Annotated in this window: 21 protein-coding genes; 7 read left to right on the forward strand and 14 right to left on the reverse strand. The window is 74.1% G+C overall.

Annotated features, from left to right (window positions below):
- Positions 1-13: 13 nt before the first annotated feature.
- The 11 genes from IAG43_RS30170 to IAG43_RS30220 form a co-directional block, all read right to left on the reverse strand.
- Positions 14-1,021: an aromatic ring-hydroxylating oxygenase subunit alpha gene (locus IAG43_RS30170; protein WP_187743825.1), complete on the reverse strand. Its 1,008-nt coding sequence runs from the start codon at positions 1,019-1,021 to the stop codon at positions 14-16.
- A gap of 2 nt (positions 1,022-1,023) precedes the next feature.
- Positions 1,024-1,260, reverse strand: a complete 237-nt coding sequence (locus IAG43_RS30175) for a recombinase-like helix-turn-helix domain-containing protein (protein ID WP_187743826.1) — start codon at positions 1,258-1,260, stop codon at positions 1,024-1,026.
- A gap of 34 nt (positions 1,261-1,294) precedes the next feature.
- Positions 1,295-2,230 carry a PDR/VanB family oxidoreductase gene (locus IAG43_RS30180; protein ID WP_187743827.1) on the reverse strand — a complete coding sequence of 312 codons (936 nt, stop codon included), beginning with the start codon at positions 2,228-2,230 and terminating at the stop codon, positions 1,295-1,297.
- A gap of 53 nt (positions 2,231-2,283) precedes the next feature.
- The gene (locus IAG43_RS30185; RefSeq protein ID WP_187743828.1) at positions 2,284-3,909 is read right to left on the reverse strand and encodes a thiamine pyrophosphate-binding protein; all 1,626 of its coding nucleotides are present in this window, start codon (positions 3,907-3,909) and stop codon (positions 2,284-2,286) included.
- Positions 3,910-3,918: 9 nt separating this feature from the next.
- A complete protein-coding gene (locus tag IAG43_RS30190; protein WP_187743829.1) occupies positions 3,919-4,707 on the reverse strand; it encodes an SDR family oxidoreductase in 789 nt (262 codons plus the stop codon).
- 18 nt (positions 4,708-4,725) lie between these two features.
- The gene (locus IAG43_RS30195) at positions 4,726-5,481 is read right to left on the reverse strand and encodes an SDR family oxidoreductase (RefSeq protein WP_281403990.1); all 756 of its coding nucleotides are present in this window, start codon (positions 5,479-5,481) and stop codon (positions 4,726-4,728) included.
- A complete protein-coding gene (locus IAG43_RS30200) occupies positions 5,474-5,995 on the reverse strand; it encodes a cupin domain-containing protein (RefSeq protein WP_187743830.1) in 522 nt (173 codons plus the stop codon). Before IAG43_RS30200 ends, IAG43_RS30195 begins: the two co-directional genes overlap by 8 nt.
- The gene (locus tag IAG43_RS30205; RefSeq protein ID WP_187743831.1) at positions 5,986-6,834 is read right to left on the reverse strand and encodes an alpha/beta fold hydrolase; all 849 of its coding nucleotides are present in this window, start codon (positions 6,832-6,834) and stop codon (positions 5,986-5,988) included. The genes IAG43_RS30200 and IAG43_RS30205 overlap by 10 nt, the downstream gene beginning before the upstream one ends.
- The gene (locus IAG43_RS30210; RefSeq protein WP_187743832.1) at positions 6,831-7,634 is read right to left on the reverse strand and encodes an aspartate dehydrogenase domain-containing protein; all 804 of its coding nucleotides are present in this window, start codon (positions 7,632-7,634) and stop codon (positions 6,831-6,833) included. The genes IAG43_RS30205 and IAG43_RS30210 overlap by 4 nt, the downstream gene beginning before the upstream one ends.
- A complete protein-coding gene (locus tag IAG43_RS30215; protein WP_187743833.1) occupies positions 7,631-8,593 on the reverse strand; it encodes a VOC family protein in 963 nt (320 codons plus the stop codon). Before IAG43_RS30215 ends, IAG43_RS30210 begins: the two co-directional genes overlap by 4 nt.
- A 61-nt stretch (positions 8,594-8,654) precedes the next feature.
- Entirely contained in the window at positions 8,655-10,139 is a 1,485-nt protein-coding gene (locus IAG43_RS30220; RefSeq protein ID WP_187743834.1) for an aldehyde dehydrogenase, read from the reverse strand.
- A 337-nt stretch (positions 10,140-10,476) separates the two neighbouring features.
- On the opposite strand from IAG43_RS30220, the gene IAG43_RS30225 reads away from it, so the two are divergent.
- A complete protein-coding gene (locus IAG43_RS30225; RefSeq protein WP_187743835.1) occupies positions 10,477-11,853 on the forward strand; it encodes an MFS transporter in 1,377 nt (458 codons plus the stop codon).
- A 398-nt stretch (positions 11,854-12,251) separates the two neighbouring features.
- Here IAG43_RS30225 and IAG43_RS30230 read toward each other — a convergent pair whose 3' ends face one another.
- Together IAG43_RS30230 and IAG43_RS30235 are read right to left on the reverse strand one after the other, a co-directional pair.
- Entirely contained in the window at positions 12,252-13,550 is a 1,299-nt protein-coding gene (locus IAG43_RS30230) for a TetR/AcrR family transcriptional regulator (RefSeq protein WP_187743836.1), read from the reverse strand.
- Positions 13,551-13,598: 48 nt separating this feature from the next.
- On the reverse strand, positions 13,599-14,678 hold the full coding sequence (locus IAG43_RS30235) for an XdhC family protein (protein ID WP_187743837.1): 1,080 nt from the start codon (positions 14,676-14,678) through the stop codon (positions 13,599-13,601).
- 250 nt (positions 14,679-14,928) lie between these two features.
- Between IAG43_RS30235 and IAG43_RS30240 the strand changes: the two genes are divergently transcribed.
- The 6 genes from IAG43_RS30240 to IAG43_RS30265 all read left to right on the forward strand — a co-directional run bounded on the left by IAG43_RS30240 (position 14,929) and on the right by IAG43_RS30265 (position 20,747).
- Positions 14,929-15,801 carry an FAD binding domain-containing protein gene (locus IAG43_RS30240; protein WP_187743838.1) on the forward strand — a complete coding sequence of 291 codons (873 nt, stop codon included), beginning with the start codon at positions 14,929-14,931 and terminating at the stop codon, positions 15,799-15,801.
- Positions 15,798-16,367: a (2Fe-2S)-binding protein gene (locus IAG43_RS30245; protein WP_187743839.1), complete on the forward strand. Its 570-nt coding sequence runs from the start codon at positions 15,798-15,800 to the stop codon at positions 16,365-16,367. The genes IAG43_RS30240 and IAG43_RS30245 overlap by 4 nt, the downstream gene beginning before the upstream one ends.
- A 5-nt stretch (positions 16,368-16,372) precedes the next feature.
- Positions 16,373-18,814 carry a xanthine dehydrogenase family protein molybdopterin-binding subunit gene (locus tag IAG43_RS30250; protein WP_246574622.1) on the forward strand — a complete coding sequence of 814 codons (2,442 nt, stop codon included), beginning with the start codon at positions 16,373-16,375 and terminating at the stop codon, positions 18,812-18,814.
- Between the two features lie 106 nt (positions 18,815-18,920).
- Positions 18,921-19,553 carry an SRPBCC family protein gene (locus tag IAG43_RS30255; protein WP_246574623.1) on the forward strand — a complete coding sequence of 211 codons (633 nt, stop codon included), beginning with the start codon at positions 18,921-18,923 and terminating at the stop codon, positions 19,551-19,553.
- A 110-nt stretch (positions 19,554-19,663) separates the two neighbouring features.
- Entirely contained in the window at positions 19,664-20,200 is a 537-nt protein-coding gene (locus IAG43_RS30260; protein WP_187743840.1) for a MarR family winged helix-turn-helix transcriptional regulator, read from the forward strand.
- Positions 20,201-20,258: 58 nt separating this feature from the next.
- Positions 20,259-20,747 carry a peroxiredoxin gene (locus tag IAG43_RS30265; protein ID WP_187743841.1) on the forward strand — a complete coding sequence of 163 codons (489 nt, stop codon included), beginning with the start codon at positions 20,259-20,261 and terminating at the stop codon, positions 20,745-20,747.
- Positions 20,748-20,828: 81 nt separating this feature from the next.
- On the opposite strand, the gene IAG43_RS30270 is transcribed toward IAG43_RS30265, so the two are convergent.
- Positions 20,829-22,169 (reverse strand): ABC transporter substrate-binding protein, encoded by a 1,341-nt coding sequence (locus tag IAG43_RS30270; protein WP_187743842.1) that lies wholly within the window; start codon positions 22,167-22,169, stop codon positions 20,829-20,831.
- Positions 22,170-22,321: the final 152 nt, after the last annotated feature.

A 22,321-nucleotide genomic window follows, 5' to 3' on the forward strand; every position in this document is an offset into this window, starting at 1 on the left:
CCGGCGGGGCGGCTCAGGCGGACTGGGCCTCGGCGGCCGTGCGGTACAGGCGGCGCAGCCGCACTACGCCCAGGTCGTGCTGGTAGAGGTTCTCGTGCTGGTCAGCGTCGGCCGGCATGGCCTCCAGCATCACCCGGTCCTGCTCCAGCACGTCCCAGTGGCGCTGCTCGATCAGCGTCTTGTAGAGGAAGCGCCACGAGTCCCGCTGCCAGCCCTCGACCCGCCGGTAGCGCCAGAAGAAGACGCCCGTGCGGCCCTCGTCGACCGGGCAGGCCATCCCCACGATGCCGAACGGTCCGCCCGGCCCCGCCGACGGCGGGTACGGGATCGACAGGTCGACCCAGTCGGCGCCGGTGCGGCACAGCTCCACCCAGTCGAAGTTGACGCCCCGCTGGTCGGTCTTCTCGAAGAAGTAGCCCCGGTCGGTCTCCCGGATGCGGAACTTCGCCGTCGTGTCGCCCTCGAACATCGTGTGCGACTCGTGGTGCAGGAAGGCGCCGTGCATCGGGTCGAGCAGGTTCTCCATGGCGAAGCGCCACGGCACGTTCCACTCGGCGTAGCACAGGAAGGCATCCACCTCCGGGTCCGTCAGCGGGTCCGGCAGGGTCAGCTCGCCGGGCTCCGGGTGCTCCTCGTCGCCGAACCAGGCGAGGACCGCGCCGGACACCTCGCGCACCGGCAGGGAGGTGACCAGCTTCTTCCCCTCCAGGTTGCAGCCGGGCAGACCGGGTACGGAGGAGACCGTGCCGTCGGTCTCGACCTCGACGCCGTGGTACCAGCAGGCCACCCGGTCGCCCAGGTGTTTGCCCAGCGACAGCGGTGCGCCGCGGTGCGGACACCGGTCGGCGAGCATCGCGAGGGTCCCGTCCGAGCGGCGGAACAGCAGCCACTGCTCCCCGAGCGCGGTCACCTTGCGCATGCCGCCGGGGGCGACGAAGCGGGACGGGACGACGGCGTGCCACTGGTTGCGCAGGCCGTGGGCGTAGATGTGGTCCGCGGTGGCGGACGTCGACAGCGTCATGGTCAGGCTCCCAGTCGGTTCATCTCGGCGCGGAAGGACTCCTCGGTCCAGGGGGCGCCGTCGGCGGCGTGGACCTGGCGGGCGTTGAGGCCGCGCACCACGTCGGCCAGCTCGTGGCCCTCCTGGGTGAAGACCTGCTCCAGGGTGGCGGCGAGCTTGTACTCGTACGGCGAGGGCTCGTGCGTACGGGACTGGTGGACGTACAGGTACGGCCAGGCGCCGTTGACGGGGTCGGTCACGGTGTCTCCAGGGGCGTGCGAAAAGGGAAGGGGGTCACAGGTCCAGCACGAGCCGGCCGGAGGCGCACCGCGAGACGCAGATCATCATCGAGGTGCCCGCCGCGTGCTCGGCCTCGCTCAGCAGGAAGTCGCGGTGGTCGGGGGTGCCGTCGAGCACCCGGGTCTCGCAGGAGCCGCAGATGCCGTCCCGGCAGGAGCTGTTCACGCTCAGCCCGGCGGCCTCGGCGGCCTCCAGGATCGAGGTGTCCGGGCCGACGCCGAAGGTCACGCCCGACGTACGGCACTCGACCTCGAACGACGCCTCGTCGCCGGTGCGTTCCACGACGGGCGCGGCGAACCGCTCCAGCCGCAGCAGACCGGCCGGGCAGCGCTCCTCGACGGCCGCGAGCAGCGGCTCGGGGCCGCAGGAGTACACGAGCGTGCCGTCCGGCAGGTCGCCGAGTGCCGCCGCCAGGTCGATGTGGCCCAGCTCGTCCTGCGGGACGAGCGTCACCTCGCCGCCGAGGGCGGCGAGTTCGCCGGTGAACGCCATCGAGGCACGGCTCCGGCCCCCGTACACCAGCCGCCACGGCACGCCCCGGCGCGCGAGGTCGCGGGCCATCGCCAGCAGCGGGGTGATGCCGATCCCGCCGGCGACGAGGACGTAGCCCGTGGCGTCCTCCAGGGCGAAGTGGTTGCGCGGTTCGGACACGGTGACGAGCTGTCCGGGACGCAGGACGGTGTGCACGTGGCGCGAACCGCCGCGCGAGGACGGCTCGTTGAGGACGCCGATCCGGTACGCGTCCGGGTCCCGGGGGTCGCCGCACAGACTGTACTGGCGGATGTGGCCGCCCACGTGGACGTCGAGGTGGGCGCCGGGCGTCCAGGCGGGCAGCGGCTTGCCCTGGGGGTCGGCGAGTTCCACGGACAGGACGCCCTCGGCCTCCCACGTCATACGGCGGACGATCAGCTTCAGCGGGTTGTCGCTCATTGGCCTGGTGCCTCCTTACCGGCAGTCGGGCAGTGGGTACGGGCGGTCGCGGCCTACTGGCCGGGAATCCGCACGGGCGGGGTGAACGGGTTCTTCATCGGCCCGAGTGCCGCGAGGTCGACCTCCACGAGGACCGGCCCGTCGGTCGCCAGCGCCTCGGAGAGGACCGGTGCGGCGTGCTCCTCGGCGGCGATCCGCAGGTACGGCAGCGAGCAGGCGCGGGCGAGGAGCTCGAAGTCGGGGGTGGCGAGGTCCACGCCGGACCGGCGGTCGGCGTAGCGGTCCTGCATGTTGCGGAGCACGCCGTAGCCGCCGTCGTTGAAGACGATCAGGGTCAGCCGGGGCCGCTCCTGGGCGAGGGTGAGCAGCTCGCCGAGGTGCACGGCGAGCCCTCCGTCGCCGGCGATCACCACGGTCGGCGCGCCGGGGCGGGCCAGCGCGGCGCCGATGCCCATGCCGAGGCCCTGGCCGATGCCGCCGCCGCGCGGGAAGACGTTGTCGCGGGGGTCGTGGATCGGCAGCAGGCGGTTGCCCCAGCTGCTGGACGGGATGGTGACGTCACGGGCGACGACCGCCTCCCGGGGGAGCGCCTCGCGCAGCGCGTCCAGGATCGCGGCCTGCGGCCCGATCCCCTCGTGCAGCGCGGCGCGGACGTCCTCGCGCACGGCTGTGACGCGGCGGGTCCACTCCGCGTCGGCGGACCCGGCGTGCGGCAGCAGGGCGGCGAGGACCGCCGCCGCGTCGCCGTGCAGCGCGTGGGCGGCCGGGTAGACCCGGCCGAGGGCCGCCGGGTCGGCGTCGATCTGGATGTGCGCCGCGGGGACGCCGAGCGTGTAGTCGGCGGTCTCGTTGGAGCGGAAGTGGGTGCCCACGGTGAGCAGCACGTCGGCGTCGGCGAGCAGCGCGCGGGCCGCCGGGGTGGTGGCGAAGTTGCCGAGGACCTGCGGATGGTCCTCGGGCACCACTCCGCGGCCCGAGTTCGAGGTGAGCAGTCCGGCGCCGGTCGCCTCCAGCACTCCGGTGAGCTCGGCGCGGGCCCGGCGGGCGCCGCCGCCTGCCCAGATCAGCGGACGCCGTGCCGAGGCGAGCAGTTCGCCCGCCGCGGCCAGGTCCGCGGCCGCCGGTGCGGGCAGCTCCTGGACGGGCAGGCCGGCGGGGGTGTCGTCCTGCGCCGCGTACTGGAGGTCGATCGGCCACTCGACGCTCGCCGGGCCGCCGGGGACGGCCAGCGCGGCGCGCGCCGCCTCCCGCAGGACGCGGCCCGCGGACACGGTGTCCGGCACGCTTCCCGCGTACGCGGAGACCGCGCGCAACATGCCGAGCTGGTCCTTGGTCTCGTGGATGAAGCCCCGGCCGCTGCCGAGGAACTCGCTCTCCACCTGCCCCGTGACGTGCAGCACGGAGCTGCCCGCGCTGAGCGACTCGATCAGGGAACCGGCCGCGTTGCCCGCGCCGGTGCCGGTGGAGGTGAGCGCACAGCCGATGGTGCCCCGGGCCCGTCCCCAGGCGTCGGCGGCGTTGACCGCCGACGCCTCGTGCCGCACGGGCACGAACCGCAGGTCGCGGTCGACGGCCTCCACCAGCGGCAGATTGTGCACGCTGACGATGCCGAAGACGGTGTCGATGCCGAGTTCCCGCAGGACGGCGACGAGGAGATCGCCTCCGTTGTCGTGACGCATGGTGTCTCCTCAGAGGATGGAGCGGCCGACGCCGCCGCAGACGTCGATGCCGGTGCCGGTGATGTACGAGGCGCGGGGCGACAGCAGCGCGACGACCGCGTACGCCACCTCCTCGGCCCGCCCCAGCCGTCCGAGGGCGATACCCCGGTCGGCGGCGAGCTCCGCCTGCCACTCCTCGTACCCGAGGCCGGTCGCGGCGGCCGCGTACCGGCGGGTCCACTGGCCGGTGTCGACGAGGCCGAGGCATACCGAGTTGACCCGGATGCCCTCGCCGGCCAGTTCGACGGACAGGGACTTGGAGAGGTTGAGGATGCCGGCGCGGGCGGCGCTGGTCGTGATGAGCCGGGTCTCCGGCTGCTTGGCGAGCACCGCGTTGATGTTGACGACGCTGCCCGCGCCGGAGGCCGCGAGATGGGGGCGGGCGGCCTTCAGGGGGTTCAGGACCCCCGCGAACTTGAGTTCCAGTTCGTCCCGCCAGTCCTCGGCGGTGGAGTCGTCGAGGCCCTTCATCCGGGACTGCCCGGCGTTGTTGACGAGGCCGTCGATGCCGCCGAACTCCGCGGCCGTGCGGGCGACGAAGCCGTCGACGGCTCCGGCGTCCCGCACGTCGCAGACGGCGGTCAGCAGCCGGTCGGGGCCGGCGCCGAGGCCGGCCGCCGTCTCGGCGAGCCGGTCGGCGTCGCGGCCGCAGGTGGCGACGCGGGCGCCCTCGTCGAGCAGGGCGCGGACGGTGGCCAGGCCGACGCCCGAACTGCCGCCGGTGACCACGACCGTGCGGTCGGCGAGTCCCAGATCCATGGTGGGTGCTCCTGCGCTTCAGTTCATGGTGAAGCCGCCGTTGACGGCGATCACCTGTCCGGTCAGATAGCGGGACTCCTCGCCGAGCAGGAAGGAGACGGTCCCGGTGATGTCGTCGGGCCGCTGCGCGCGGGAGACGGCCCGGTTCATGCGGTAGAGGTCGTGCCGCTCGGCGGGCACGGTCTCGGTGGCCTCGCACTCGGTGAGACCGGGGGCGACCGCGTTCACGGTGACGCCCCGGTCGCCCAGCTCGCGGGCCATCGCCCGGGTGAGCGCGATGACCGCGCCCTTGGAGGCGATGTAGTGGGCGAGGCGCGGCGAGCCGTAGAGCGCGGCGTCCGAGGCGATGTTGACGATCCGGCCGGGGGAGGCCAGATGCGGGTACAGCGCCTTCGACACCAGCCAGGGGCCGCGGGCGTTGACCGTCATCAGCCGGTCCCACACCTCGACGTCGATGTCCTGGAACTCCTTGCCGCCCACGCCGTTGGCGAGCGCCGCGTTGTTCACCAGCCCGTACAGCGGGCCCAGGGCGGCGACGGCGGCGGCCAGCGACTCCACCGAGGCGGGGTCGGCCACGTCGCAGTGCACGAAGAGGGCGTCCGCGCCCTCGGCGCGGAGCTCCGCGGCCGCCCGCTCGCCCCGCTCGGGGTCGAGCTCGGCGACGACGACCCGGAAGCCGTCCGCGCCGGCCCGGCGGGCCATGGCCAGTCCCAGGCCACGGCCCGCCCCGGTCACCACGACGGTGCGCGCACCGCCTCCGGTGGTGTCAGTCACGGGTGACGCCGTGCATCGGCGAGTACTCGGGGTAGGTCGGGACCTGCGGCTTCTGCGTGCCGATGACGACGCAGAACAGCGCGTCCGTGTCCCCCTCGTTCTTCAGCGAGCGGGTCACCCCGGCCGGGACCACGATCATGTCGCGGTAGCCCAGGGTGCGGTACTCGGCCTCGTCGGGTCCGCGGTGGATGCCGACCTTGACCTCGCCCTCCAGGACGAAGAAGGCCTCCTCGACGTCGTGGTGGGTGTGGGCGGGGCCCTCGGCACCGGGCGGCAGCAGCATGTTGGAGAAGGTGAAGCCGCCGGACGGGATGATGCGGTTGTCGCTCTCGTGGTTGCCGGTGGCGCCGGAGCCGACGTAGCGGATCTGGCCGCGGCGGTACTGCGGGCCGGCCTTCTCCTGGAAGGAGAGGGTGCCGAAGTCCGCGACCCGGGAGTCCTTCGTCGCGATGAGGGAGTCGGTGTAGGCGGAGAGGTCGCCGCCGTTGTCGTACGCGGTGGTGGTCAGAGGCATGGGGTGAGCTCCTGTTCGGTGGTGGGCGCGGACTCGGGGATGCGTGCCGTGATCCGCAGATGGGCGAGCACCCAGGCGTTGAAGCGGCCCGGCTGCTCCTGGTTGGCCAGGTGACCGGCGTCCTTGACGATCACGTAGGCGGACTTGTGGACGGCACCGGCGATCTCCTGGCTCGCCTCGATGCCGGTGACCGTGTCCTCGGCGCCGCAGAGCACGAGCAGCGGGGCGGTCACGGAGGGGAGTTCGGCGCGCAGGTCGGCCGAGGCCATGGACTCGGCGGCGTACGCGTAGCCCGGCAGCCGTACGGAGCCGGCCATCGTGGCGACGACCCGGCGCACCAGGTCCTCGGGCGCGCCCGGCGACACCAGGCGGGGGCCGCGGGCCGCGGCGAACGCCTCGGGTCCGGACGCGGCCAGCTCGTCGGCGCGCGCCCGCATGGCGGCGGCCTTGCCGGCCTCGGTGCCCGAGCCGGGGCTGGAGTCGGCCACGACGAGGGACGCCACGAGGTCCGGGTGCCGGACGGCGAGCCGCAGGGCGATCACCCCGCCCCAGGAGACGCCGAGGACGTGGGCGCTGCCGCCGCGGGCCCGGATCAGCCCGGCCGCGGTGTCCGCGTAGTCGTCCAGCGTCAGCGGTCCGGCCGGGTCGGGCGAGGCCGCGTAGCCGGGGGCGTCCCAGGCCACGACGCGGGCGTACGCGGAGAGTTCGGCCAGCTGGGGCGCGAAGGCCGCCGAGGAGGAGCCGATGCCGTGCAGGCACAGCACCAGTGGACCTGCCGTGCCCGCCTCCTCGACGTGGACGGCGGCGGGGGCCCGGTCCCCGGGCCCGGCGGCGGTCACAGGATCTGTCCCGTCCGGCCCGCGAGCGCGCCCAGCGAGCGCAGCACCGCGTGCGGGACGACCTGGCTGGTCGCCGGGTTGCCGGGGTCGGGCCGGTGGGCGACCTCGAAGCGGTAGGCGCCGTGCGGGCCGGACGCCTCCACCACATGCCGGGTACGGTCGGCGGCCGGGTCGGCGACGACCTGGACCCGCACAGTGTCCAGGTCGCCGACGGCCAGCGCGACCGATGCGGCCACGTTCGTCGATTTCGGGAATTTCACGGGCACGTCGCGGGCGGTGCCGGACATGATCTCCACCGGCCCGGTCGCGTTGCGCATCCGCGTCAGCAGCTCCTCGTCCATCCAGGGCTGTTCGAGGGTGGCGGGCAGCTTGGTCGTGGTCAGCCGGACCTCGTCGAGCGGGCCCATCGAGCGGGCCGCCTGGAGCAGGTCGAGCCCGCCGACCGCGCCGCCGGTGAAGTAGACCCGGCCCGGGCCCGCGGCGAGCAGCCGCCCGCCCAGCTCGTCGTCGGTCAGCGCGCCGGTGGAGGCGACGAGCAGATCGGTGCCGGAGTCCAGGATCCGCTCGCCCCACTCGCGCACGACGCCCTGGCCGGCGGCCTCCACGATCAGGTCGCACAGCTCCAGCGCCTCCTCGAAGGGGACCTGCCGGGCCGGTGCCGCCTCGCCGAGGGGGCGGTTGTCGACGATGCACACGAGTTCCGCGCCGGCGATCCGGCCCTCGGCGAGCGCCGTGCCGACGACGCGTCCGATGGCGCCCCAGCCGACGACTCCGACCTTCCGTACGGTGCTGCTGCTCATGCGGGGTCCTCCTGGGCTTTCTCCGGGTTCGCGGCGTCGACCGGGGCGAGCGGGCCGGGGTCGGGGCTTCCCGCCATGTGGCAGCGGATCTCCTTCGACAGCGGTCCGGCCGTGCCCCACAGGTCGGACAGCTCCGGGACCCGCCGCCACACCTTCGCGATCCACGCGTCCTCGACGATCTGGGCGACCTCGGAGGTGTACTCGCAGACCAGTCCGGAGGGGTCGGTGAAGTAGGAGAAGGTGTTGTTGCCGGGGCCGTGGCGGCCGGGACCCCACTGCGGTGTGATGCCGTGGTGGCGGAGCCGGCCGAGTCCGCGCATGAAGTGGTCGACCGAGGTCATCTCGTAGGCCACGTGGTTGAGGGAGGTCCACTCGGCCTGGTTGAACGCGATGCAGTGGTGGTCGGCGTTGCAGCGCAGGAACGCCATCTGGTGCTCGGACCAGTCGGAGACGCGCAGTCCGAGGACGTCGCAGTAGAACGCGACGGCGGCGTCGATGTCGGTGGTGTTGAGCACCGCGTGGGTGACGCCGACCGGCACCGCGCCGTCCCGGCCCCGCGGGACCACGGCGTGCACGTCGGCGCTGATCTCCACGAGGCGCCCCTCGGGGTCGGTGAAGCGCACCCCGTAGCCGCCGCCCGCCTGCTCCAGCGGGCCGGGGCCGTGGACGGGGACGATGCCGCGCGCCTGGAGGCGCCGGGCGGCCTCGTCGACCTCGGCGGGGGTGCCGACGGCGAAGGCGATGCGCCCGAGGCCCACCCGCTCGTGCTCGGTCAGGTGCAGCACGTGGTGCTCGTCGCTCGTCCCGCGCAGCCAGCGGGCGCCGGTGTCGGACTCGACGGTCTCCAGGCCCCAGACGTCCTCGTAGAAGCCGGCGGCCTCGGCGAAGGCGGGGGTGCGCAGCTCCACGTAGCGCAGGTGGCGGAGCCGGGCGACGGGGCCGGGCGGTGGACGGTGCATGGGTCTCTCCAGACGGGCGTGCGGGGCGTGCGGGGCGGGTCGGCCGGCGGGGGGCGCCGGGTCAGCCGGCCCAGGGCAGGGGGGCGTCCGAGGTGCCCCAGTACAGGGACTTCTGCCGCTGGTAGGAGCGGATCGCGTCGCGGCCCTTCTCCATGCCGAGGCCGCTGTCCTTCCAGCCGCTGAACGGGGTGGAGGCGCTGAACTGCTTGTACGTGTTGATCCAGACGGTGCCGGCCTCGATCCGGCGGGCGAGCCGCCATGCGGCCCGCGCGTCCCGGGTCCAGATGCCGCAGGCCAGCCCGTAGACGGAGTCGTTGGCCTGGCGGACCAGGTCGTCCTCGTCGTCGTAGGGGAGGGCCACCAGGACGGGGCCGAAGATCTCCTCCTGGCAGGTCCGGGAGGTGTTGGGCAGGCCGTCGAGGACGGTCGGCAGGTAGTACGCCCCGTCGCGGTGGTCCTCGCCCCCGGGGGCCGCGCCGCCGCACAGCACCCGCGCGCCCTCGGAGCGGGCGAGGTCCACGTACGCGGCGACCGCGTCGCGGTGGCGGTGGTGCACCAGCGGGCCCACCTGGGTGGCGGGATCGGTGCCGGGGCCGACCCGCAGGGCCCGGACGCGTTCGACCAGCTTGCCGAGGAAGGAGTCGTAGAGCTCGCGGGCGACGAAGAGCCGGGAGCCGGCGATGCAGGACTGCCCGCTGGACGAGAAGACCCCGAACATCACACCGGCCAGGGCCTGTTCGACGTCGGCGTCGGCGCGCACGATCGTCGGCGACTTCCCGCCGAGCTCCAGCGAGGCGGGCACCAGCTTCTGCGCGGCGATCGCGGCGATGCCGCGGCCGGTGGAGGTGCCGCCGGTGAAGCCGATCCGGCCGACGAGCGGGTGGCGCACGAGGGCGTCGCCGACGGTCCGGCCGCTGCCCGGCAGGACCGAGAGCAGCGCGGTGGGGAGCCCCGCCTCCTCGAGTGCCCGGGTGATCAGCCGGCCGAGGGCGAGGGAGACGAGCGGGGTCCAGGCGGCCGGCTTGAGGAGGACGGCGTTCCCCGCGGCGAGCGCGGGGGCGATCTTCTGCGCGTCGCTGGCGACGGGGGAGTTCCACGGGTTGACCGCGGCGACCACGCCCACCGGCTCGTGGACGCTCATCGTGACGTACGTCCCCCGGGAGGGGGTGAGGCTGTCCTCGGCGGTCTCCAGGGCGGCGGCCGTGTAGCGGAAGGTGCCGGCCGCGCTGAGCGCGAGCGCCCGGGTCTCGGCCAGGGTCTTGCCGGTGTCGGCGGTCTGGATCGCCGCGAGCTCGTCGGCGGCCTCCTCGACGAGGGCGCCGATGCGGTGCAGCACCCGGGCCCGCTCGTGCGGGAGCAGATCGCGCCAGCGGGGGTCGGCGGCCGCGGCGGCCGCCGCCTCGGCGGCCTCGCCGACCTCGGCAGGGGACGCCGAGTGCACGGTGGCGAGCACGAGGCCGGTCGCCGGATCGACGGTGTCGACCGGGTCGCCGGCACCACGCCGCCACTGGCCCGCGATGAGGATGTCGGTGGGGTAGTGGGGCACGGCGGCTCCTGGCGGTGATGCGGCGGGCGGGGGACTGCGGACAACTCGGCCAAAGGTCCGGGGACTTCGGGGAAGGGCGGCGCGAGGCGGGCCCAGGTGGCACCGCCGCTGCGGCGTCCCTCGTTTCCCGAAGTGCTAGAAATCTAAGGGCTTAACTTTCTCGACGCAAGACCCCGAGGTGGAATCGTTGTGAAGGAGGTCTTGAGCGCGACATCTGTCATGTGAAGGATGTGTCACGGCAAGATGGCCGAAAGATTCCTAAGCTCTTAACCATTGACCGCTTAGGTACTTGACTCTACTGTCGCCGCAACTCCCTTGTTCGCGGAAGGACCCCTCCATGACGACTGTGGCCGGCAAACCAGCCCTCGGCTCCGTAGCCGCGCGACTCGAACGGCTGCCGCACTCGCGCTGGCACGTCAAGGTCCGCTTCCTGATCGGCGCCGTCACCTTCTTCGAGGCGTTCGACCAGCTGCTGGCCGCCTCCGCCCTGCCCGTCCTGATGGACGAGTGGAACCTGTCCACCGGACAGGCCACCTTCGCCGTCACCGCCGCCTCGATCGGCATGCTCCTCGGCGCCCTGGCCGCCGGCTGGCTCGGCGACCGGGTCGGCCGGGTGCGCACGGTGGCGCTCGGCGTCGGCATCACGGGCCTCTCCAGCCTGGCCGTCGCCTTCGCCGGATCGATCGAGACGTTCGCGCTCTTCCGCTTCGTGCAGGGGCTCGGCATCGGCGGCGTGGTGCCCGTCGCGGCGACGTACATCAACGAGATCGCCCGCTCGGACAAGCGCGGCCGGTTCGTCCTGCTCTACGAGATGATCTTCCCGGCCGGTCTCGCCACCGCCACCCTGGTGGCCGTCTGGGTGGTGCCCAACCTCGGCTGGCGCGCGATGTTCCTCATCGGCGCACTGCCCGTCCTGATCGCCGTCGCCCTGCCCCGCCACGTCGAGGAGTCGCCCCGCTGGCTGCTCGCCCGCGGCCGGGTGGAGGAGGCCGAGGAGATCATCGCCCGCATCGAGGCCCAGGTCGAGGCCTCCGTCAAGGAGCCGCTGCCCGCCCCCGCCCCGGTCGACCCGGCCCTGGAGGAGAAGGCCGCGGGCACCGGTCGCATCCGCGAGCTGTTCCAGGGCCGCTACCTGCGCCGCACGGCGGTGATCTCCGGGCTGTGGTTCGTCGCCTACTACGTGAACCACGGCATCTCGACCTGGCTGCCCTCCCTCTACACGAAGGAGTTCGACCTCGATCTGACCACCGCGCTCGTCTTCACCCTGCTGAGCAACGTCACCGGCCTGCTGGGCACCTTCATCGCCGCCATGGTCATCGACCGCATCGGCCGCCGCCCGGCGCTGATCGCCGCGCTGACCGGCGCGATGCTCGCCCTGGGCGTCCTCGCCCTGCTCGGGGCCACCTCGGGCACCCAGGTCGCGATCTTCGCCTCCTGTACGACGTTCTTCCTGTTCGCCATCAACGCGGGGCTCTACCTCTACTCGCCCGAGATGTACCCGACCCGTATCCGGGCCACGGGCGCCTCGTTCGGCGGACTCTGGAACCGTGCCGGAGTCATCCTCGGCCCCGTCACCGTCGGCGCGATCATCGGAGCGGGCGGCAGCCTCTCCCTGGTCTTCGCCCAGCTCGCCGTGGTCGCCGCGGTGGGCGCGGTGATCGCCTGGTTCGCGATCGAGACCAAGGGCAAGACGCTGGAGGAGCTCAACAGCTGAGGTCGCGCCTCGCGCGCGGGGGTGCGTTGCCCTGGTCGCCGGCGGTCCGCCGGCGAACGGGCGGCGCACCCCCGCGCCGCGTCGGGGGCACGGGCGGGTGCGGGCGCGGCGCAGTGGGCGGGCCGGGGCCGCTCGGGCGGTCTCGGACCGTACGGCGATCGAAGGCACCCGGCCCGCACGGGTGCGGACAGCCGTGACCGGAGCGGGCGGCCGCAGGCCGTGCCCCTCACCGGCCGGCCGGGGGCGACGACGCCGGCACGACGTCTGCCCCACGCCGCGCGCGGCGTGGTGCCGGTGATCCCGACCCCACGCCCGCGCGTCTGCGTCAGGCCACGCGCGGCGTGGTGCCGACGACCCCGACCCCACGCCCGCGCCCGCACGTACGGCGAAGCGCCCCGTTACCCCGCCCCCAGCGCACCCAGCAGCGCCGACAGTCGCCTGCGCTCCGCCGGGCCGAGAGGCGCGAGCAGTTCCTCCTCCTCCCGCGCCCGGGCGGCGCGCACCCGTTCGGCCAGCGCCAGGCCCTCGGGCGTGAGGCACAGGTGCACGATCCTGCGGTCGTGCGCGTCGCGGTCGCGCCGTACGAGACCGGCCGCCTCCAGCCGGTCGGCGTGCTGGGTCAGGCTCCCGGCGCGGACCGTGCCCGACGCCGCCACCTCACCCGTCGTGCGCCGGTACGGCGCACCCGCCTCGCTCAGCGCGGCCAGGACGTCGCAGGCGGGCAGGCCGATGCCGTACGGGCGGACCGCCTCGGCGAGCGACGCCTGGTGCCGCTGCGCGCACGCCGCCAGCCGGGCGAACAGTTCCGCGTTCGAGCCGTCCGCTCCGGCGGACCCGGCGGGGGACACGGCGCCGGCGGCCGGCGCCGCGGTGGTCGCGGGGGAGTGCGGCATCGCCGCAGCGGCCGCCGGGCCGGGCGGGGCCGCCGGCCCGGACCCGGTTACGGCCCCGTCCGGCAGGCCGTTCCCGGTCCCGCCCGGCTCCCCGGCCCCGTCCGGCATGCCGTTCCCGGCTCCGCCCGCGCCGCCGTCCGAGCGCCCCGCACCGAAGGCGGCGGCGAGGACCTCCGCCAGGGCCGGGGCGAGATCGCGGGTCGGCAGCGAGGCGGCCGGTTCGTGCGCGAACAGATAGCGCTCCATGATCACGCCGAAGAGGACGCTGCGCACGAGACCGGCGCGCACCTCCGCCCGCGGCGAGGTGCCGAGCAGCCGTGCGAGGGGTTCGCCGACCTGCCGGTCCAGGATCGTGCGCAGCAGGTCCGCGCTCGGCGCGTGGCCGATGGCCGACCGGATCAGCGCGGGCCACGGGTCGTCGGCGGGCAGCCGGTCCCAGCGTTCCAGGTAGGCGTCGGCGAGGGCCGCCGGGACGTCGCCGGCGCCCCGTGCCGCGGCCGCGACGACGTCCTCCGTGACGCCCGCGCCGTTCCCCACCGCCTCCCGGAACAGGCCGTCCTTGGTGCCGAAGTAGGCCATCACGAGCCCCGGGGTCACGCCCGCGTCGGCGGCGATGGCGCGCACCCCGACGCCCCGGTAGCCGTGGGCTCCGAAGAGCCGGCGGGCCGCGTCGAGGACGGCCCTGCGGTTGCCCTCGGGGTCGTGGGAGCCCGCGCGGCGCCTGCCGGGCGGGGGGCCGGCGGCGCCCTCGTCCGGCTGCTCGGGGGCGGAGTGACGCGATCGGCTCTTGCTCCTGGGATCCACGTGCCTCAGATTAAACGAGTGTTCATAAAAACAGTCGTTCAAAAACGGTCACGAAGCGTGCACGGGTCCGGCGAGTCCGGTGAGCGGCGCGCCGCTGCCGCCGCGCCGGACGGCCACGATCTCCGCCATGATCGACAGGGCCGTCTCCTCCGCTCCCCGGCCGCCGAGGTCGAGGCCGATCGGCGAGCGGAGCCGCGCCAGTTCGGCCTCCGTCGTCCCCGCGGCGCGCAGCCGCCCGATCCGGTCGGCGTGGGTGCGCCGGCTGCCAAGCGCTCCCACGTATCCGGCCCCGCCGCGCAGCGCGAGGGCCAGTACCGGCACGTCGAAGCGGGCGTCGTGGGTCAGCACGCACACCGCCGTCTCCGCCCCCGCCCCGGCGGCGTGCGTGCGGAACCAGCGGTCGGGCCGGTCCGCCACGACCTCCTCGGCGCCGGGGAAACGCTCCGGCACGGCGAAGGCGGGCCGGTGGTCGCAGACGGTCACCCGGTGCCCGAGCGCGGCTCCGATCGCGGCGAGCGGCCGCGCGAACTCGGCGGCCCCGAGGACCAGCAGCCGCGGGCGCGGCGCGAAGGACTGCACCAGCAGGGCGCCGGGGGCGCAGGCGCCGTCCGTGCCCTCGCCCGCGACCCCGTTCGCGCCGCGGCCGAGCATGCCCTCCCCGGCGAGCACCGCGGCCCGGTCGGCCTCCGGTGTGCCGAGCGAACCGGTGACGGTGCCCCCGCCCACGGCGAGGCTGCCCCCGCCCTCCACCGCGGTGACCAGGGCGACCGGCCGCCCCGCCGCGGCATCCGCCGCCACGCGGGGGAGCGGGGCGTCGGCGCGGATCTCGCGGACCAGGACCTCGATCGTCCCGCCGCAGGTCAGCCCCACGGCGAACGCGTCGTCGTCGCCGACGCCCCACCGTTCGACGGTCGCCGGGGCGCCGGCGAGGACCTCCTCCGCGACGGCGAAGACCGCGCCCTCGACGCAGCCGCCGGAGACGCTCCCGGCGATCCGGCCGTCCGCGGCGACCAGCATGGAGGAGCCCGGTCCGTGCGGGGCGGAGCCCCAGGTGCGGGTGACGGTGGCCATGGCGAAGCGGACCCCCGCCCGCTGCCAGGCGGCCGCCTGCTCGATGACGTGGTGCACGGGCTCACTCCGTTCGGTGTGCGAGGGGTCCGGGTCGGTCCGGACGGTCGCGGAGAGCGGCGAGGCGGGCGCGGTGTGCGAGAACCCGGAGAAAATCGGGGCAATTCGCTGCTGCCTCTTGCCAAGAATAAACTTTAGTGTAAATCATTTCAGGTACTAGATAGATCCTTTGGCGACCATGTCCGCGCCGACCGATCCCCGGCGCGACGACCACCCGCGACGACGACCCGAGAGGTCCGGTGGCAGCAGGTTGAAACCCACACCCTTCGACTACACGGCCCCGCGCACCGTCGGTGAGGCGCTGGCCCTCCTCGCCGACGAGAGCCGCGAGGCCAAGGTCCTGGCCGGTGGCCAGTCCCTGATCCCCATGCTCAACATGCGCCTCGCCCGGCCCGAGGTGCTCGTCGACATCACCCGCATCCCCGAACTCGACCGCCTGACGGTGGACTCCGAGGGCTCCCTGCACATCGGCGCCGCCGTACGCCAGGCCCGCGCCGCCGCCGACCCGGCACTCCGGGCGGGCTGGCCGCTGCTCGCCGGCGCCGTCGGACACATCGGCCACCCGCAGATCCGCGGGCGCGGCACCGTCTGCGGCAGCCTCGCCCACCACGACCCGGCCGCCGAACTGCCCACCGCGGCCCTCGCGCTCGACGCCCGCTTCACCGTCACCGGCCCCCGCGGCACCCGCACCGTCGCCGCCCGCGACTTCTTCGTCGCCACCTTCTCGACGGCCGTCGAGGCCGACGAGATCCTCACCGAGACCGTGTTCCCGGCCCTCCCGCCCGGCCACGGCTGGGCCTTCGAGGAACTCGCCCGGCGCCACGGGGACTTCGCCACGGTCGGCGTCGCCGTCCTCCTCGTCCGGGACCCCGCCGACGACACCGTGCGCGAGGCCCGCGCCGTCTTCTGCGGCGCGGGACCGGTCCCCGTGCGCCTGCCCGCCGTGGAGGCCGCCCTCACCGGGACCGACGCGGGCGCGGCCGCCGTCGCCGCCGCCGCGCGCGCCGCGCGGGAGGGACTGAGCCCCGCCGACGACGTCCACTCCACCGCCGAGCACCGGCGCGAGAGCGCCGCCCACCTCCTCGCCCGCGCCTGCACCACCGCATGGGAGCGCACCCGATGACCCCCGACGTCCGCACACCGACCGCCCCCGACGGCGCCCGCGCACCGCTGACCGCCCGCACCCCGCCGCTGTCCGAACCGTCCGCGTGGCACGAGCTCCGCCTGACGGTCAACGGCCGCCCGGTCACCGCCCAGGTCGAGTCCCGGCTGCTGCTCAGCGACTTCCTGCGCGACCGGCTCGGCCTCACCGGCACCCACACCGGCTGCGAACACGGCGTCTGCGGCGCCTGCACTGTCCTCATGGACGGCGAACCGGTCCGCACCTGTCTCACCCTGGCCGTGCAGTGCGAGGGCGCCGAGCTGCGCACCGTCGAGAGCCTCGCCCCCGACGACGCGCCGCTCACCCCGGTGCAGCGCGCCTTCCACGCCTGCCACGGCATGCAGTGCGGCTTCTGCACCCCGGGGTTCGTGATGACGGCCACCGCCCTCACCGAACAGCCGGAGCGCCCCGGCGACGACGAGGTCGCCGACGCGCTCAGCGGCCACCTCTGCCGGTGCACCGGCTACCGCAACATCCGCCGTGCCGTGTGCCAGGCGCTCGACGAGCGTTTCGGCGAAGGAGAGTGAGGGACGTGACGACCGTGCCCGCAGACGCACCCGCCCACGACGACGCACCCGCCCACGGGAGCACACCCGCCCACGGCCACGCGGGAGACGGCTGGATCGGCCGCGGTGTCCCGCGCGTCGAGGACGACCGGCTGCTGCGCGGCCGGGGCCGCTACGTCGACGACATCGCCCTCCCCGGTGCCGTCGAGGCCGCCTTCCTGCGCAGCCCCCACGCCCACGCCCGCATCGAGTCCGTCGACGTGAGCGGCGCGCTCGCCGCCCCCGGCGTGGTCGCGGTGTGGACCGGCGACGACGTGGCCGACCTGCCCGCCATGCTCAACAAGGAGGAGCTGCGCACCCCGCCGGGGCTCGCCGAACTCCTCGATCCGGTCGTCCGGATGACTCCCATGCCGCTGCTCGCCCGCGACCGGGTGCTCTACGTCGGCCAGCCCGTCGCCGTCGTCTTCGCGGAGAACCGCTACCTCGCCGAGGACGCCCTGGAACTCGTCGACGTGCGGTACGCGCCCCTGCCCGTGCTCGTCGACCCGCACCGGGCACTGGACGCCGGCGCCCCGCTGCTCCACGACGACCTGCCCGACAACACCGCCGTCGCCGTCGCCACCCGCGTCGGCGACCCCGACGCGGCGTTCGACGGCGCCCACGCCGTGGTGTCGGAGCGCTTCGAGGCGCACCGCTACGTCGCCTCGCCGATCGAGACCCGTGCGATATCCGCCCAGGTCGACCCCTACAGCGACCGCCTCACGATCTGGTCGGGCACCCAGACGCCGCACCGGCTGCGCGACGCGGTCGCCCACACCCTCGGACTCGATCCCGCGGGCGTGCGGGTCGTCGCCGCCGACGTCGGCGGCGGATTCGGCCAGAAGGGCATCCTCTACGTCGAGGAACTCCTCGTCCCGCACGCCGCGCGCCGCATCGGCCGTCCCGTCCTGTGGCGGGAGGACCGCAACGAGAACCTCACCGCCTCCTCGCACGCCCGCGAACAGGTCCACGAGATCGAGCTCGCCGCCGACGCGGACGGCCGCCTGCTCGCCGTCCGCGACCGGATCACCGTCAACTTCGGCGCGTACAACATGACCGGCCTGGTCGTCCCGTACAACTCGCTCTGCCACCTGCTCGGCCCCTACCGGATCCCGCACGTGGACATCGACGTCACCGGCGTGCTCACCAACACCACCTTCGCCACGCCGTACCGCGGAGCCGGCCGTCCCGAGACGGTCTTCGCGATGGAACGCGCGATGGACCGGCTCGCCGCCCGGCTCGGCATCGCCCCGGAGGAGCTGCGGGCACGGAACCTGGTGCGGCCCGAGGAGATGCCGTACGAGACCGGCCTGGTCGACCGCTCCGGCCGGCCGCAGTCCTACGACTCCGGCGACTTCCCCGAACTGCTGCGCCGGGCCGTGGCCCGCGTCGGAGCGGAGGGCGTCCGCGCCCGGCAGCGGGAGGGCGCACGGGAGGGCCGCCACGTCGGCATCGGGTTCGCGATGTACATCGAGGCCACCGGTCTCGGACCGTTCGAGACCGCCCGCGTCGACGTCCTCCCCAGCGGCCGCATCCGCCTCGCCATCGGCGCGCCCTCCCAGGGGCAGGGCCACCGCACCTCCATGGCGCAGATCGCGGCCGACGCCGTCGGCGCACCCCTGGACGTGATCGACGTGGTCGGCGGCGACACCGACGCCACCCCGTTCGGCGTGGGCACCATCGCCAGCCGGGCCCTGGTGAACGCGGGCAACGCCACCCACCGGGCGGGCCGGCTGGTGCGGGAGAAGATCCTCGACGCGGCGGCCCGCAGGCTGGGCGTCCCGGCGGGGGAACTCGGCCTGGCCGACGGCGTGGTGACGCACAGGAACCCCGGCGGTCCCTCGCTCACCCTCGCCGAACTGGCCGGCCGCGCCCCCCTGCCGGGGACGCCCGAGCCCACCGACGGCCGGCACGGCACCGAACTCAGCGAGACCGTCCACTTCCGCCCGCCGGGGTTCGCCGTCGCCAGCGGCGCCCACGCGGCCGTCGTGGAGGTCGACGAGCACACCGGCGAGGTGGAGATCCTCCACTACGTCGTCGTCCACGACGCGGGCGTCATCGTCAACCCGGTCATCGCGGAGGGCCAGGTCACCGGCGGCATCGCGCAGGGCATCGGCGGCGCGCTGTACGAGGAGATGGTCTACGGCCCCGACGGGCAGCCCCGCACCGGGACGTACATGGACTACCTCGTGCCCACCTCCTCCGAGATCCCCGACCTCGACATGGACGAGATCGTCTCCCCGAGCCCCATGAACGACCTCGGCGTCAAGGGGCTCGGCGAGGGCGGGGCGATCGCCCCGCAGGCCGTGCTCGCCGGCGCCGTCGAGGACGCGCTGCGGCCGTTCGGAGCGGTCGTGCGCCGGGGCCCGCTCTCGCCGAGCCGGGTGCGCGAGCTGATCCGCACCGCCACCGCCACCGCACCCGTCTGACGGCACCGCCGCCGCACCCGCCCGCCCGCCACCACCGCACCCGGCCGGCCGGGACGCCGCCCACGACGGCGCCCGCCCGCTCGACCGCCCCGGGACCACCCCACGATTGGACATCACCGTGCAGCTCGACCACTCCTTCACCGTCCCCGCCTCTCCCGAGGACGCCTGGAAGCTCTTCCAGGACCTCGCCCGGGTCGCGCCCTGCATGCCCGGTGCCGTGCTCGACACCCTCGACGGCGACTCCTTCACCGGCCGCGTCAAGGTCAAGGTCGGCGCGGTGCAGATGAGTTACCGGGGAGAGGGGACCGTCGCCCGCGACGAGACCGCCCGCTCGATGCACCTCGACCTCAGCGGCAGCGAGACCCGCGGCGCGGGCACCGCGTCGGCCACGGTCACCGCCACCCTCACCGCCGCACCCGCGGGCACGGTGGTGAGGGTGCGCACCGACCTCGACATCACGGGGCGGCCCGCCCAGTTCGGCCGCGGCATCATGACCGAGGTCGGCGACCGCATCGTGCAGCAGTTCGCCGCCCGGCTGGAGGAGCTGCTGAACGCCCCGTCCGCCGGGCCCGCCGCCGCGGCCGCGAGCACGCCGGCCGCCGCCCCGGCGGAGCCGGAGGCCGTCGACCTGGGCGCGGCCGCGCTGCCCGTCCTGCTGCGGAAGGCGGCGGTACCGGCGGCGGCGCTGCTCGCCGTGCTGGTGGTGGTGCGCGCGCTCGGCCGCCGTTCCCGCGGCTGACCGCCCCCGCCCTCCGCCCGGGGCCCTGCCCCTCCGTCACCTCAGCGGTAAGATTCTCGACGCCGTGAGATGCCGGAGGGGTGCCCGGCGGAGCGTACGAGGGGATGACCATGGCTGGATCGAGGCCGGCGGACCGGGACGCCGTCGCTCAGGTGATCGACGACTGGGCGCGCGAGCGGCCGGAACTGGACACGAGTCCGCTGGAGGTTCTCGCCCGGCTGCACCGGTCCTTCCTGCGCTACAGCACCAGACTCACCGCTTCGATCGAACGCCACGGACTGTCGGTCGCGGGCTTCGACGTGCTGACCGCGCTGCGCAGGTCGGGAGCGCCCTTCCGGCTGACGGCGGGGCAGCTCGCCGACACCGGGCTGGTGTCCTCGGCCGGTGTCACGCTGCGGATCGACCGGCTGGAGAAGGACGGTCTCATCGTCCGGGAGCGGGACGCCGACGACCGCCGGGTCGTCTACTCCCGTCTCACCGACAAGGGTCTCGCGACCGTGGACACCGTCTTCGCGGAACACCTCGACAACGAGCGCCGGATGCTCGCCGGCCTCTCCCCGTCCGAACGCCGCCAGATCGCACGGCTCCTGCGCAAGCTGGAGGACTCGATCATCGCGTCCGACGAGGAGCCCGCCGACTCCGCGTAAACCTCGCGGTGACATGCTCAGGGCGTACGCACGGCCCGCCGCACCGAGAGGCTCGTCCATGTCGAGGACACCCGCTGTCGACTCCGCCGCCCCCGGCTTCACACTGCCGGGCACCGTACGCACCGGTTCCGGCCCCGAGAGGGGCGACTACACCCTCGGCGAGCACGGGGGCGGACCGCTGGTGCTCGTCTTCTACCCCGGCGACAACACGCCCGTCTGCACCAAGCAGCTCTGCTCCTACACCTCCGAGCTGGAGCGCTTCAAGGACCTCGGCGCCACGGTGTGGGCGATCAGCCCCCAGGACCTGGACAGCCACGAGGGCTTCGCCGAGCAGTACGACCTGCGCTTCCCGCTGCTCGCCGACACCGACCGGGCCGTCGCCAAGTCCTACGGGATCTCGCTCCCGGGCCTCGGGCTGCGGCGTTCCGTCTTCGTGCTGGACGGGGAGGGCACGGTGCGCTGGAAGCACGTGGCCCTCGCCGGGCTCACGTTCCAGGACGTGGACACGCTGACCGCGCGGATCGAGGACGTGACCCGGGGCCGCTGACGGCCGGCGTCCCGTGCCGCACCGCGGAGAGGGGGTCCGGCCCAGCCGGGCCGGACCCCCTCTCCGTCCTCGCGCGGGGGATCAGCCCTGCTGCTCCTTCCACTCCGCCTGGGCCTCGTCGAGGGCGTCGGCGAAGGTGGTCAGGAACTCCTCGGCGGTCGTCTTGCCGAGCAGCACCTTCTGGAAGCCGGCCTCGCTGTCCGCCTTGGAGAGGGTGTTCCAGTCGGGCAGGTAGTAGGGCAGCTGCACGATCTTGGTGGTGCCGGAGAACAGCGCCTCGGCGCCGAGCTTGGTGGTCTCCGCCTTGTCGAGCCAGGGGTCCTTGGCGGCGTCCTCGTTGGCGGGGATCAGCCCGGCGGACTCGCCGAACTTCGAGTTCGAGGCGTGCGAGGCGGCGAACTCGATGAACTTCCAGGCCGCGGCCTTGTTCTCGGACGTCTTCATCAGACCGAGCCCGGACACCGGGTTGGAGACCATCACCCGGGTGCCGTCGGCGAGCTTCGGCTGCGGTATGCCGCGGAACTTGTCCGTGCCGAGCGCCTTCACATGGTCCTGGTACGAGCCCAGGTTGTGGTTGAGCATGGCGATGCCGCCGGCGTCGAACTGGGCGACCATCTTGGTGAAGTCGTTGTTCAGATCGGCCTCGGGGGTGGCCTTGCGGTACAGGCCGGCGTACTTCTCCAGCGCCGCCACGTTCTTCGGGTCGTCGACCGTCGTCCTCGTCCCCGACGCGTCCCAGAACGAGTCGATGCCGGACTGCCCGTACATCGCGTCCAGCGCCTGGGCGATGGACCCGGGGCCGCCGCGGATCGTGTAGCCGAACTGGTTCTCCGGCTTGTCCGTCAGCTTCTCGGCGGCGGCGTAGAACTCGTCCCAGGTGTCCGGCTCGCCGAGCCCGGCCTTCTCGAACTGGTCCGTGCGGTAGTACAGGACGCCGTTGGTCGCGGAGATCGGCACGGTGTACAGCTCGTCCCGGCCGGCGGCGCTGCGCACGTTCTCGGTCATCGCCTCGTTGAGCTTGCCCTTGAGGGAGCTGCCGGCGATGCGGTCGTCCAGCGGCTCCAGCGCCTCCTGCGCGGTGATCCCGGCGAGCATCGCGGCGCCCACACCGCCGACGTCCGGCAGACCGCCGCCCTGGATGGCGGTGTTGTACTTCGACTGGGCCTCGGTCGACGCGATGCCCACGTACTCCACGTCGATGTCCGGATGGGCCTTCTCGAAGTCGGCGATGATCTCCTGCCAGATCGCCGTGCGGACGCCGCCGTTCTCGTCCCAGAACACGATCTTCCCTGCTCCCGACCCCTCGGCGCCCTGCGCACCGGCCATGCCGCTGCCGTCGTCACCGCAGGCGGTGGCGGTGAGGGCGAGGACACAGGCCAGGGCGGCGGCGGTGACGAGTCGGCGGTTGGGGGGCTTGACCATGTCGGCTCTTTTCTCTGGTGCGCCCCGGCGGGGCGTTCGGGCTGTGGGGGCGAGACGTGAACGGTGGGGGAACGGACCGGGCCGGCTGTCCGCGGAGCCGGCTCGGATATCACGTCTCATATATGACATACGAAGGGCGACGCGAAGAACCT

The organism is Streptomyces genisteinicus (genome assembly GCF_014489615.1).
GTDB lineage: Bacteria > Actinomycetota > Actinomycetes > Streptomycetales > Streptomycetaceae > Streptomyces > Streptomyces genisteinicus.

Coding starts and splice junctions, on each gene's coding strand:
- IAG43_RS30260 (WP_187743840.1), top strand. CDS start 19,664: ATGGCTGGATCGAGGCCGGCGGACCGGGACGCCGTCGCTCAGGTGATC.
- IAG43_RS30270 (WP_187743842.1), bottom strand. CDS start 22,169: ATGGTCAAGCCCCCCAACCGCCGACTCGTCACCGCCGCCGCCCTGGCC.
- IAG43_RS30185 (WP_187743828.1), bottom strand. CDS start 3,909: ATGCGTCACGACAACGGAGGCGATCTCCTCGTCGCCGTCCTGCGGGAA.
- IAG43_RS30170 (WP_187743825.1), bottom strand. CDS start 1,021: ATGACGCTGTCGACGTCCGCCACCGCGGACCACATCTACGCCCACGGC.
- IAG43_RS30225 (WP_187743835.1), top strand. CDS start 10,477: ATGACGACTGTGGCCGGCAAACCAGCCCTCGGCTCCGTAGCCGCGCGA.
- IAG43_RS30245 (WP_187743839.1), top strand. CDS start 15,798: ATGACCCCCGACGTCCGCACACCGACCGCCCCCGACGGCGCCCGCGCA.
- IAG43_RS30265 (WP_187743841.1), top strand. CDS start 20,259: ATGTCGAGGACACCCGCTGTCGACTCCGCCGCCCCCGGCTTCACACTG.
- IAG43_RS30215 (WP_187743833.1), bottom strand. CDS start 8,593: ATGCACCGTCCACCGCCCGGCCCCGTCGCCCGGCTCCGCCACCTGCGC.
- IAG43_RS30210 (WP_187743832.1), bottom strand. CDS start 7,634: ATGAGCAGCAGCACCGTACGGAAGGTCGGAGTCGTCGGCTGGGGCGCC.
- IAG43_RS30190 (WP_187743829.1), bottom strand. CDS start 4,707: ATGGATCTGGGACTCGCCGACCGCACGGTCGTGGTCACCGGCGGCAGT.
- IAG43_RS30200 (WP_187743830.1), bottom strand. CDS start 5,995: ATGCCTCTGACCACCACCGCGTACGACAACGGCGGCGACCTCTCCGCC.
- IAG43_RS30180 (WP_187743827.1), bottom strand. CDS start 2,230: ATGAGCGACAACCCGCTGAAGCTGATCGTCCGCCGTATGACGTGGGAG.